Source organism: Caballeronia sp. GAWG1-5s-s (assembly GCF_023631445.1).
Taxonomy (GTDB): Bacteria; Pseudomonadota; Gammaproteobacteria; order Burkholderiales; family Burkholderiaceae; genus Caballeronia.
This window is the reverse complement of the sequence record NZ_JALQDC010000002.1, coordinates 1-12,706: the sequence shown is the minus strand read 5'-3', so window position 1 is coordinate 12,706 and position 12,706 is coordinate 1. Positions and strand designations below refer to the sequence as shown.

At 60.2% G+C, this 12,706-nt stretch carries 9 protein-coding genes; 8 read left to right on the top strand and 1 reads right to left on the bottom strand.

Going from position 1 to position 12,706, the window contains the following annotated elements; translation table 11 throughout:
• Window positions 1–23: 23 nt before the first annotated feature.
• Window positions 24–4,118, bottom strand: coding sequence for a DUF3683 domain-containing protein (locus NCR34_RS02320; protein ID WP_250499014.1), 4,095 nt, complete (start codon window positions 4,116–4,118; stop codon window positions 24–26).
• A 195-nt stretch (window positions 4,119–4,313) separates the two neighbouring features.
• Between NCR34_RS02320 and NCR34_RS02315 the strand changes: the two genes are divergently transcribed.
• The 8 genes from NCR34_RS02315 (at window position 4,314) to NCR34_RS28165 (ending at window position 12,688) form a co-directional block, all read left to right on the top strand.
• The gene (locus NCR34_RS02315) at window positions 4,314–4,631 is read left to right on the top strand and encodes a hypothetical protein (RefSeq protein ID WP_250499013.1); all 318 of its coding nucleotides are present in this window, start codon (window positions 4,314–4,316) and stop codon (window positions 4,629–4,631) included.
• A gap of 12 nt (window positions 4,632–4,643) precedes the next feature.
• A complete protein-coding gene (gene ilvA / locus NCR34_RS02310; RefSeq protein ID WP_244847847.1) occupies window positions 4,644–6,167 on the top strand; it encodes a threonine ammonia-lyase, biosynthetic in 1,524 nt (507 codons plus the stop codon).
• Between the two features lie 12 nt (window positions 6,168–6,179).
• On the top strand, window positions 6,180–7,091 hold the full coding sequence (locus tag NCR34_RS02305) for a 5'-nucleotidase (protein ID WP_244847846.1): 912 nt from the start codon (window positions 6,180–6,182) through the stop codon (window positions 7,089–7,091).
• Complete coding sequence (queF, locus tag NCR34_RS02300; protein WP_250499012.1) at window positions 7,088–7,912, top strand: NADPH-dependent 7-cyano-7-deazaguanine reductase QueF; 825 nt, start codon at window positions 7,088–7,090, stop codon at window positions 7,910–7,912. Before NCR34_RS02305 ends, queF begins: the two co-directional genes overlap by 4 nt.
• 202 nt (window positions 7,913–8,114) lie before the next feature.
• Window positions 8,115–9,257: a DNA phosphorothioation system sulfurtransferase DndC gene (gene dndC, locus NCR34_RS02295; RefSeq protein WP_250499011.1), complete on the top strand. Its 1,143-nt coding sequence runs from the start codon at window positions 8,115–8,117 to the stop codon at window positions 9,255–9,257.
• Window positions 9,247–9,471 carry a DNA modification system-associated small protein gene (locus NCR34_RS02290; protein WP_250499010.1) on the top strand — a complete coding sequence of 75 codons (225 nt, stop codon included), beginning with the start codon at window positions 9,247–9,249 and terminating at the stop codon, window positions 9,469–9,471. Before dndC ends, NCR34_RS02290 begins: the two co-directional genes overlap by 11 nt.
• A 5-nt stretch (window positions 9,472–9,476) precedes the next feature.
• Window positions 9,477–11,546, top strand: a complete 2,070-nt coding sequence (gene dndD, locus NCR34_RS02285) for a DNA sulfur modification protein DndD (protein WP_250499009.1) — start codon at window positions 9,477–9,479, stop codon at window positions 11,544–11,546.
• Window positions 11,543–12,688, top strand: a complete 1,146-nt coding sequence (locus NCR34_RS28165; RefSeq protein WP_250499008.1) for an FtsK/SpoIIIE domain-containing protein — start codon at window positions 11,543–11,545, stop codon at window positions 12,686–12,688. Before dndD ends, NCR34_RS28165 begins: the two co-directional genes overlap by 4 nt.
• Window positions 12,689–12,706: the final 18 nt, after the last annotated feature.

The window sequence follows — 12,706 nt, the reverse complement described above, 5'->3', positions numbered from 1 at the left end:
CGAATCAAACCTCGATTTCGCTATTACACCAGCACGCGCTCGATACCGCCATTGTTCGCGCGTTCGACGTACTGCTCCATCCAGTTTTCGCCGAGCACCTTGCGCGCCATTTCGACGACGATATAGTCCGCCTCGACGTTGGCGTCCTCGTTGTAGCGCGAGAGTCCTTGCAGGCACGACGGGCAGCTCGTGAGAATCTTCACGTCCGTGCCTTCGGTCTGCGCGCCGTCGCCCGCCGAGAGCACGGAGCCCGGCGCGGCGCCCGCCGTTCCCGCCGATGCGTTCATCGGATTGATCGCGTTCGAGCCGGCAACCGACGTCAGCGGAATGCCGCGCAGATTGGCCGCGCCTTTGCGCACTTCCTCTTCCTTGCGGAAGCGCACCTGCGTCGCGATGTCCGGGCGCGTGACCGCGAACGTGCCCGACTCGCCGCAGCAGCGATCGTTCTTCTGAATCTTGTAGCCGTCGTTCTGCGAGCCCATCAGATCGTTGACGAGCTTCACCGGATCGACCGTCTTGATCGGCGAGTGGCAAGGATCGTGATACATGTAGCGCGTACCCTTTACGCCATCCAGCCGAATGTTCTTCTCCAGCAGGAACTCGTGAATGTCGATGATCCGGCAGCCGGGGAAGATCTTCTCGAATTCATAGCCCGCGAGCTGGTCGTAGCAGGTGCCGCACGACACCACGACGGTCTTGATATCGAGATAGTTCAGCGTATTCGCCACGCGATGGAACAACACGCGGTTGTCCGTGACGATCTTCTCTGCCTTGTCGAACTGGCCGGCGCCGCGCTGCGGATAGCCGCAGCACAGATAGCCCGGCGGCAGCACGGTCTGCACGCCCGCTTCCCATAGCATCGCCTGGGTGGCGAGGCCGACCTGCGAGAACAGCCGCTCCGAGCCGCAGCCGGGGAAGTAGAACACCGCTTCCGAATCGACAGTCGTCGTCTTCGGATTGCGGATGATCGGGACGATCTTGTTGTCCTCGATATCGAGCAGCGCGCGCGCCGTCTTCTTCGGCAGATTGCCCGGCATCTTCTTGTTGACGAAGTGGATCACCTGCTGCACGACGGGCGGCTTGCCGGTCGTCGACGGCGGATGCGCGGTCTGCTTCTTGACGATCTTCTTCAGCACGTCGGTGCCGAGACGCTGCGCCTTGTAGCCGACGCCCATCATCGCGGTGCGCGCGATGTTGATGGTCTGCGGATTCGTCGCGTTGAGGAAGAACATGCCCGCCGCGTTGCCCGCGTTGAACTTCTTCTTGCCCATCTTGCGCAAGAGGTTGCGCATGTTCATCGACACGTCGCCGAAGTCGATCTTCACCGGGCACGGCGTCGCGCACTTGTGGCAGACGGTGCAGTGATCGGCGACATCGTTGAATTCGTCCCAATGCTTGATCGACACGCCGCGACGCGTCTGCTCTTCGTACAGGAACGCTTCGACGAGCAGCGAAGTGGCGAGAATCTTGTTGCGCGGGCTGTACAGCAGATTCGCGCGCGGCACGTGCGTCGCGCAGACCGGCTTGCACTTGCCGCAGCGCAGGCAGTCCTTGATCGAATCAGAAATCGCGCCGATATCCGACTGCTGCATGATGAGCGATTCGTAGCCCATCAGCCCGAACGACGGCGTGTACGCGTTGCGCAAGTCCGCGCCTTCCAGCAGCTTGCCCGCGTTGAAGCGGCCTTGCGGGTCCACGCGCTTCTTGTACGCGCGGAAATCGCCGATTTCCTCGTCCGTCAGGAATTCGAGCTTCGTAATGCCGATGCCGTGCTCGCCGGAAATCACGCCATCCAGCGAACGCGCGAGCTTCATGATGCGCGCCACCGCGTGATGCGCGTCCTGCAGCATCTCGTAGTTGTCGGAGTTGACCGGAATGTTCGTGTGCACGTTGCCGTCGCCCGCGTGCATGTGCAGCGCGACGAACACGCGGCCGCGCAGCACCTGCTTGTGGATGGCCTGCGCTTCGTCGAGGATCGGCTTGAATTCGCCGCCGTTGAAGATCTGGCGCAGCTCCGCGCGAATCTCCTGCTTCCACGAAATACGCAGCGTGCGGTCCTGCGCGAGATGGAACACCGTGGCGTCAGGCTGCACGTCCACGCGATCCGCGAACTTCTCGGCGAACGCCTCGTAGCCGAGCGTCACCAGATAGTGCTGCGCCTCGCGCAGCGGCAAGTCCAGCTTCTCGCCGACGAACGTCCAGCGTTCGCGCACGCGCTTGAGCAGTTCGAGCGCCTGCTGCACGCGGTCTTCGAGCAGTTCGGCGCTCGGGATTTCGTTGGCGTCGTCGCTCTTGCCGAGCGGCAGCTTGCCATTGCGGAAGAACGCTTCGAGCGCATCGAGCAATTGCAGCTTGTTCTTGATCGACAGTTCGATGTTGATGCGCTCGATGCCGTCGGTGTACTCGCCCATGCGGTTGAGCGGAATCACGACGTCTTCGTTGATCTTGAACGCGTTCGTGTGCTTGGCGATCGCGGCCGTGCGCGAGCGGTCGAGCCAGAAACGCTTGCGCGCTTCCGCGTTTACCGCGACGAAGCCTTCGCCGCTCTTGCCGTTCGCCATGCGCACGACTTCGGACGTGGCCTGCGCGACAGCATCGGCGTCATTGCCGACGATATCGCCGATCAGCACCATCTTCGGAAACGCGTTGCGCTTGCTCTTGGTCGCATAGCCGACCGCGCGCAGATAACGCTCGTCGAGGTGCTCGAGGCCCGCGAGAATCGCGCCGCCCTGCTTCGACGTTTCGAAGAGGTAATCCTTGATTTCGACGATGCTCGGAATGGCGTCGCGCGCCTGCCCGAAGAATTCGAGGCAGACGGTGCGCGTGTGCGCCGGCATCTTGTGCAGAATCCAGCGCGCGGACGTGATGAGGCCGTCGCAGCCTTCTTTCTGCACGCCCGGCAGTCCGGACAGGAACTTGTCGGTCACGTCCTTGCCGAGCCCTTCCTTGCGGAACGTGCGGCCGGCAATGTCGAGATTTTCGCTGCGGATCAGCTTTTCGCCGGGCGCGCGATTGCCGTCGAACCAGTCGAGCCGGAAGCGCGCCACTTCGACGTCGTGAATCTTCCCGCAGTTGTGATCCAGACGCGTGACTTCGAGCCAGTTGCCTTCCGGATCGACCATGCGCCACCACGCGAGATTATCCAGCGCCGTGCCCCACAGCACCGCTTTCTTGCCGCCCGCGTTCATGGCGACATTGCCGCCGACGCACGATGCATCGAGCGAAGTCGGATCGACCGCGAACACGAAGCCCGCCTGCTCGGCCGCTTCGGTGACGCGGCGCGTGACGACGCCCGCGCCGGAGAAAATCGTCGCGACTTTATGATCGACGCCCGGCAGGTCGGTCATCTCGACCGGCCCGAGCTGTTCCAGCTTCTCTGTGTTGATGACCGCCGAAAACGGCGTGAGCGGAATGGCGCCGCCGGTGTAGCCGGTGCCGCCGCCGCGCGGAATCACGGTGAGGCCGAGCTCGAAACACGCCTTGATGAGACCGGCGATCTCGGCTTCCGTATCCGGCGTCAGCACGACGAACGGATACTCGACGCGCCAGTCGGTCGCGTCCGTGACGTGCGAAACCCGCGCGAGGCCGTCGAAGCGAATGTTGTCCTTCTGCGTTTGCTTGCCGAGCACGCGCGACGCGCGGCGGCGCAGATCGGCCATGCGACCGAATTCGGAGGCGAAGTCGTCCACGGCGCGACGCGCGGCGGCGATGAGCAGCTGCACGCGTTCAGCGCGCTCGCGGCTGCCCGCTTCTTCGCTGTGCTCGGACAAGTCCGCGCTGCGGCGCTTCTCGATTTCGGTCAGGCGATGGTTCAGCGCCTCGACCAGCATCGCGCGACGCTTCGGGTTGTCGAGCAGGTCGTCTTGCAGATACGGATTGCGGCGCACGGCCCAGATGTCGCCCAGCACTTCGTACAGCATGCGCGCGGAGCGGCCGGTGCGGCGTTCGGCGCGCAGTTCGTCGAGCGCGGCCCAGGCTTCGTCGCCCAAGAGCCGCATGACGATTTCGCGGTCCGAAAACGACGTGTAGTTATAGGGAATTTCGCGGAGACGCGGCTCGATATCGAGCGCCAAGGCGGCATGGGCGCCGTTCGGATCGAAGGCTTGAGGTGCGTTCATGTTCGACGGTTCGGTGGTTCGGCGCGCGGGCTTCGGAAAGCGTAGACGCCGACGGTGCGCGTGGGGGCGCAGATTTTCGAATGAGACTTTTGTTTGCGAAGGCGGGCGATTCGCCCGAAAGCGCCGGCTTGCGCGGATGCCGCGAGCCTCACGGCGCCGCCTTCGATGTGCCCGAGATCAACGCCACGATCGCGCATGGCGCGCATGCCGCTCGGCCGCCGCGTGATGCGCGCGGGGAACATGCGCCAGAAATTCGATCCGAAGCTGCAAGTGCATCTGCCGGTCCTGATTGCTGATTTGCAAAAAGAAATTCTAACTCATCGCGAAAATCGCCGTTGGCGGCGGCTAGCACGACGAAGGGGCTTTTGCGCGCGCATTTTCGCCGCCGTTTGGCGTTTTTGCGCGCTTTTAGGCGTCCGGCCGGTCGGTCAATGCTGCGCCGCGCCGGAAACCCAGTCCTTTGCGGCTATCATTGATGTTTTCGCCCTGAAAAAGCGCAGCCGGCCTGCCTGACGAGTCCTCCGCATGAACCATCCCGATTACCTGAAGAAAGTGCTGACGGCGCGCGTCTACGACGTCGCACGCGAAAGCGAGCTGGAACCCGCGCGCAATCTGTCGGCGCGCCTGCGCAACTCCGTGTATTTGAAGCGCGAAGACAATCAGCCGGTCTTCTCGTTCAAGATTCGCGGCGCGTACAACAAGATGGCGAACCTGCCGGCGGACGTGCTCTCGCGCGGCGTCATCACGGCGTCGGCGGGCAATCACGCGCAGGGCGTGGCGCTCTCGGCTGCGCGGCTCGGCTGCCGCGCGGTGATCGCGGTGCCGACCACCACGCCGCAAGTCAAGATCGACGCCATCCGCACGCACGGCGGGCCGACGGTCGAGATCGTGCTGGCGGGCGAATCGTACAGCGACGCCTACGCGCGCGCCGTCGAGCTTCAGGAAGAGCGCGGCCTCACCTTCGTGCATCCGTTCGACGATCCGGACGTCATTGCCGGGCAAGGCACCGTCGCGATGGAAATTCTGCGCCAGCATCAGGGCCCGATTCACGCGATCTTCGTGCCGATCGGCGGCGGCGGACTGGCGGCGGGCGTCGCCGCGTACGTGAAGGCGGTGCGGCCGGAGATCAAGGTGATCGGCGTGCAGACCGAGGATTCGTGCGCGATGGCGCGCTCGATCGCGGCGGGCGAGCGCGTGACGCTCGGCGAAGTCGGCCTGTTTTCGGACGGCACGGCGGTGAAGCTCGTCGGCGAGGAAACGTTCCGGCTGTGCCGCGAACTGCTCGACGAAGTGCTCACCGTCGATACCGACGCGCTTTGCGCCGCCATCAAGGACGTGTTTCAGGACACGCGCAGCGTGCTCGAACCGGCGGGCTCGCTCGCCGTAGCGGGCGCGAAGCTGTATGCGGAACGCGAGGGCATCGAAGGCAAAACGCTCGTCGCCGTGACTTCCGGCGCGAACATGAACTTCGACCGCATGCGATTCGTCGCGGAACGCGCCGAAGTGGGCGAGGCGCGCGAGGCGGTGTTCGCGGTGACGATTCCCGAGGAGCGCGGCAGCTTCCGGCGCTTCTGCGAACTCGTCGGCACGCGCAGCGTCACTGAATTCAACTACCGCATCGCGGATGCGCGCGCCGCGCATATTTTCGTCGGCGTGCAGATCAAGTCGCGCAAAGAGACGGCGCAGATGATGTCGTCGTTCATCGAGCACGGCTTCGCCACCGTCGATCTGTCGCACGACGAGCTTTCCAAGCAGCACATTCGCTACATGGTCGGCGGCCATTCGCCGCTCGCGCAGGACGAGCGCCTGTTGCGCTTCGAATTCCCCGAACGGCCGGGCGCGCTGATGAAGTTCCTCTCGTCGATGGCGCCGAACTGGAACATCAGCCTCTTCCACTATCGGAATCAGGGCGCGGACTATAGCTCGATTCTGGTCGGCATTCAGGTGCCGCAGTCGGATAACGCCGAGTTCGAGCGTTTCCTCGCGACGCTCGGCTATCCGTGGTGGGACGAGCAGGCGAACCCGGTCTACAAGCTGTTCCTCGCGTAAGGCCGAGCAGCGATGGCCTTTACGCTCGAAGACAAGCTCGTCGTCGCGATTTCGTCGCGCGCGCTTTTCGACTTCGAAGAGGAAAACCGCGTCTACGAAACGGGCGACCTCGCCCGCTACGAGGCGCTGCAACGCTCGCGGCTCGACACGCCCGCGAAACCGGGCGTCGCGTTCGGGCTGATTCGCAAGCTGCTGGCGCTGAACGCGCACGAGCAGCGCGTCGAAGTGGTGATTCTGTCGCGCAGCGATCCGATCAGCGGCCTGCGCGCGTTCCATTCGTGCCGCGAACACGGACTCGCGATCGAGCGCGGCGTGTTCACGCGCGGGCGCTCGCCGTTCGCGTACTTGAAACCGCTGCGCGCGTCGCTATTTCTGTCGGCGAATCCGGACGACGTGCGCGCCGCGCTCGCCGCAGGCTTTCCCGCCGCGCGCGTGCTGCCCGAGACGCCGCGCGCCGCGAGCCGGTATGCTGATGAAATCCGCATCGCGTTCGACGGCGACGCCGTGCTGTTCTCCGACGAAGCCGAACGCGTGTTTCAGACCGAAGGTTTGGGCGCGTTCGTCGGCCACGAGACGCAGAAGAAGGATTCGCCGCTTCCGGGCGGACCGCTCAAGCCGCTTCTGGCGGCGTTGAACAAGCTGCAACGCATTGCCGACGACAACGAAAGCCAGTCGCCGATGCACATTCGCACCGCGCTCGTCACGGCGCGCTCCGCTCCCGCGCACGAACGCGCGATCCGGACGCTGATGGCGTGGAACATCGAAATCGACGAAGCGATGTTCTTAGGCGGCCTCGACAAGGGCGAATTCCTGCGCGAATTCGAACCCGACTTTTTCTTCGACGACCAAATCCGCCACTGCGAATCGGCTCGCGTCGTGACTGCGACGGGGCACGTTCTCAGCGGCATAGCGAACGCACCATGACACCCGACCAATCTCCGCTCGGCAAAGCCGTCAACTACACCGAACAGTACGATCCCTCGCTGCTCTTTCCGATCGACCGCAAGCGCGCGCGCGACGAAATCGGCGTGCCGGCGCGCCTGCCGTTCTTCGGCACCGACGTCTGGAATGCATACGAGCTTTCGTGGCTGAACAGGCGCGGCAAGCCGCAGATCGCGGTTGCGACGTTCTTCGTGCCGGCGGAGTCGCCGAACATCGTCGAATCGAAGTCGTTCAAGCTGTACCTCGGATCGTTCGCGCAGACGCAATTCGATTCCATCGACGACGTGCGCGCCGCCATCAAGCGCGATGTGACCGCGACGTGCGGCGCGACGGTGTCGGTGCAGCTCGTCCCGACCGCCGATTTCGGGAAGCTCACGATGGAGGAATTCGACGGCTTGTCGCTGGACCGGCTGGACCTCGATTGCGAGATTTATGCGCCGGACCCGTCGCTGCTGTCGGCATCGCATGACGAAGCGCCTGTCGACGAGACGCTGTTTTCCAATCTGCTGAAGTCGAATTGTCCGGTTACCGGGCAGCCGGATTGGGGCAGCGTGCAGATCCGCTATTACGGCGGACAGATCGATCACGCGGGTTTGCTGCGGTATATCGTTTCTTATCGCGAACATACCGGATTTCATGAGCAATGCGTCGAGCGCATCTTCATGGACATCATGCGCGAGTGCAAACCGGAGCGGCTCGCGGTGTATGCGCGGTATACGCGGCGCGGCGGGCTGGATATCAATCCGTTTCGGACGAACTTTAATTTGCCGATGCCGGATAATGCGCGGTTGGGGAGGCAGTAAGGCAAGACCTTGCGCGTTGAACGTACGAACCGGCAACCACTTCACACGTAACGCTCACATCATCACGACGCCAGTACAGAAGGCCCGCTGTGAATCGGATCATTCCGATTTGTAGCGGGCTTTTTTGCGTCTCACGAATCTTCGACTTATTTAGTAAACCGTATAATCCAGGCGATCTACGCGACAGCTAAAAACGGTGAAGATGAGCAAGTTGTTGCATTCAGAAAGCGATCATCTGTCCATTGATACGCTTTGGGACAGTCTGGTAGCTGACGTTCGCTCAGAGTATCTGTCGCCCGCTCAAAAATATCCTTGGATCATAGGCTTTTCGGGAGGCAAAGACTCGACGTTAGTCGCGCACCTAGCCTTTGAAGCGCTACTCTCCATTCCCCCATCGCAAAGGACGAGGAAGGTACATATCGTGTCCAACGATACCCTAGTTGAGAGCCCCTTCGTCATGGCGCATCTCAACGGTGTCACGGCCAAAATCGAAGCAAGTGCGAAAGAACTCGACCTGCCGCTGTTCGTTGCACGAACGCAACCATCCTTAGATAAAACGTTCTGGACTTTACTTATTGGCAAAGGTTATCCAAGTCCCAATCAGAGCATGCGCTGGTGCACGGACAGATTGAAGGTTATGCCGACGAGCAAATACATCAAGGACAACGTCTCAGAGTACGGCGCCGCCATCGTGGTTCTAGGTGTAAGACGCTGTGAGAGCATCACGCGTCGAAGGCTAATCGATGGGTACAAGAATCACGAGAATTCTCGCTTGCACGAACACAGCGAATTGAGGGGCGCATACATCTATCGTCCGATCGTCGACCTTTCAACAGACGATGTCTGGGAAGTCCTTGGCTCTTTCGACGCGCCGTGGGGCGGCTCGCACGCCGCATTGTTCGCCCTTTATAGGGAAGCAGAAGGTGGCGAATGCCCCGTCGTGCTAAGTAGCGACGAAGCTCCGGGCTGCGGCACGCCTAATAGCCGGTTTGGTTGCTGGACTTGCACTGTCGTCGAGAAAGACAGGAGCCTCCAAGGCTTCATCGACTCGGGTCACCATCAATATCTGCCGCTGATTCAGTTCCGTGACTGGCTGAAGTCAATCAGGAACGACCCGGCACGGCGGCAGGTCTTGCGCCGTAACGGACAGCTTACGTTCGGCGTAGACGGCAAACACATCCCAGGCCCTTTCACAGTGAAAGCTCGCATGCAGATCTTGGAACGCCTGTTAGAGACGCAATGCGCCTTTGGCGAAACGCTCATCTCCAAGGATGAGATTGACCTGATTCATCAGATATGGGCCAACGAATTAAAACAGCAACGAGGAATTGTCGATGGAAACTAGTTCGGTAGATCGTAACCTCTCGGATCTTCCGCTGTGGGCTGACGACGACGCGAAGCAAGTGTTGAACGACATCGCGAGCAAGCACGGGATTGACATAGACGTTCTTGCGGAGTTGGTGCTGCTTCAGCGGGAACGACAACATCAAGAGCGCGCGCGCGGAATCAACGCGCGCATAGAAGAAATCTTAGGCCGCGTCGCCGACATTCAGAGCTAGACCGTATGTGGATTTCATGCATCGAACTGACCAACTTCAAATCTTATCGCCGTCAGGTCTTCGAGCTCCCGTGCCCCTCTGATGGACGCAACCTGGTGCTGATCGGCGGTCTCAACGGGTTTGGGAAGACAACCATCCTCGAAGCGCTATACCTTTGCCTGTATGGAAAGGATGCCCTGATCCATCTTGCGCGCGCGGGTTTAAAGACCGACGAGATGTCTGGTTATCCAACGTTTCTTGAACGAGCTTTCAATGGCGAGGCGCGTCTCGCCGGAGCGGAGTTTATGACTGTCCGGGTACGAGTTAACCGCAGCAAGACATCCGCCTTGGACGTTACGCGGAAATGGTTCTTCAAAGCCAACGGGACATGGACAGAAGAAGAAGCCATTGCGCGATTGGTCGATCGTAACGTGCCTAAGCCACCGCGCATTGATGGAAAGAGTGGCTTCAGTTTGATAGAACTGCTCGACGACTTCTTTGTTCCGGCCCACATTGCACCCTTCTTCTTCTTTGATGGCGAAGAAGTCAAGAAACTCGCTGATCAGTCCCGCGTCGAACAGGTCAAGCAGGGTCTTGAAGGCTTGCTTGGAGTTGTGTTGCTCCGGACCCTGTCTGAGCGCCTAAAGAACTTTGAATCGACACAACGCACCGGGGTCGTGAACGTCGACCACGAGAAATTGGAGTCGACACGAGTCGAACTCTCCCGGGTTGAAGCGGAGTTGATAGAAGCTCAGCATGAACGGCAGGCTCTGCAAGCTGAAGCCGATAGGATCCGTCAAGAACGAGAAACCCTTCTTAGCCGCATGACCGCGGCCGGAGCGGGGAGTGCCGATGTCTCGTCATTGGGCAGCCTCATAGAGGAGAGAGAGCAATTCAGGACCGAGTTGGGTAAGTGTCACCAACAACTCGAAGCTGTTTTGACCGGAAAACTCCCGTTTCACCTCGCCGGGAGCACCATTCTCTCGGCCTTCCGTTCACAGATTGGCGGGGAGCTAAGGTGGTTCGACTGGGAAGCGGATAGACGAGCGTTGGAGCCACGAATCACCGCTTTCGAGCAGGCCTTCTTCGATTCGACGGCAACGGATATCAAGCCCCCATTGACCGAGGAACAAACCAAGGCGGTCCAAGAGGGCATCACCCGTGCTTGGACCAGCCTATTCCACCCGCCACCGCCCGACGCTGCGTCCGAAATCGTGCACCGATACCTCAGCAAGGAGGCACGGCACGATACTTTTGCGTTCCTAGATTCGGTCGATCTGAGCCAGCAAGACATCGACGATCTGCTAGAGAAGCAAGAATCACTGAACCGGCGCATAGAAGACCTTGGGCGGCAGATTAGCCGGCTTGAAGGTCTAGATCGCGACGGCACTCTTGCAACCTTCAAGAAAAGCATCGACGAACTCACGGCACCGTGGGATCGATTGCAAGATGCCATTCGCAATAATGAACGCAAGCAGGGCGCGCTAGAAAATCGTGCTCACGCGCTGCGAGCTACCTACGAGAGAGAGCGGCAGAATGCTGATCATTCGAATCCAGCCCGAACGCTAATCGAAAAGTCCGAGCGCGTGCGCCGTGTCATTAGCGAGGTAATTCCCAACTTGTTTCCTTTGAAAGTTCAGGAGTTGGCTAGAGAAATGACGAAAGTCTATCGTGCCCTTGCACACAAAGACATCGTCCAGAGGATTGACATACGCAATGACGGCAGTACCCGGCTATTGGATAGGTCCGGCAAGGAGATCATGGCCGACCGCTCCGCCGGTGAGAATCAGATATTTGCTACGGCTCTTATCGCAGGGCTCGCCCGCGTGTCGCGTATTTCCGCACCGCTCGTCGTCGATACGCCCCTGGGCCGACTCGACAGCAAACATCGGCAAAACATCCTGAACTTCTGGACAAGCGACACGAAGCGTCAGGTCATCCTCCTTTCTCAAGACGAGGAAGTTGATCATTCGTTCTATATGCGACTGGCCGATCGTGTTTGCAAGTCGTATCTGCTCGAGCACACGCAAGTTGCAGACGGCATTGGACGAACGACGGCTACGGAAGACGCCTACTTCCCAGGAGGGGACGCGTGACCAATATTGCTATCGAACAAGTACTCAGCGCAAGATACCGACCAAGCGCCGAGGCGGACCAACACAACACGGCCATCAAGGACGGTCTCTTCCTGTCGACGCGAGCGGCTGCAGCACGGCTCGCTATTGGGCGGTCGTTATCACTTCCCAATACGTGCATTGAGGGGAACGAGAATTCCTCTATCGATGCAAAAGGGATCGAGGTGCAGGGCCAGACTTTGTTCAGCGTGACTGACATCGCGGCCTGGATCGGACTTATCGTCACGCATGGACGGCTTTATGGCAACTCAATTGAAAGCCTAGACGATTTCAAGAGCGCCGTTCGCTTTCATTGGCATCGAGGAGCGCAGCTTCTCATGGCTGACTGGACCGACTGCAATCAAGACTATGACCGCTTTATCAAGGTGCTAATTACACGCCGAGCCGCGCTGGCCGAGAGGATTGCTTCCAGCCGTACCGATGTTCGAATACCGCCACCATCCAAAGGCAATGACGAATCGCAGAATGCCGATGTTGTTGGCGCATTGTCCGAACTCGGCATTCTTGCCGAAGCCCGAGGTGTTTGCATTGGTCCTCGACTCACGCGTCACGACATCGGTCTATTGGATGTAAGCCAATTCGATCGGTTGCGGAAAGGCCTTCACCAACTCGCGCTTAGTCTTGGAATGAAGGACTCCGTCCCAGCGGTGTCGCTTGGGAGCGAGGCGAAGAGCGTTCTGATTGATATCGCGAGACCGCGGGCTCAATGGACGCCCATTGACTTGTCCGATCTCAAGCGTTGGTGTGATAACAACGCCAGTCCTGGGGACTTATCTGTCTTTATGGGACTTGATGTGAACGGCGAATGCGTTTCAATTGACCTAGGCGCAGCGCCACATATGCTACTTGGCGGAGCGACCGGCATGGGAAAGAGCGTTTGCCTACATTCCGTCATCCTGTCACTTTTGCTTCGTCACAAGAATGACCTGCAACTGGCGCTCGTTGATCCCAAGCAGGTTGAATTTTCACCTTACTCAGACCTCGACCTCCTCTTCGGTGGTGAGGTTGTGTCAGAAGCGACGGTGGCCTTGAAGCTCTTTCAACGTAAGCGATCCACGAACGACGCCGCTCAGAGTAAGGTGGTAGAGCGCCGTGATACGTGATAGCGAAGTGGGTCAGCG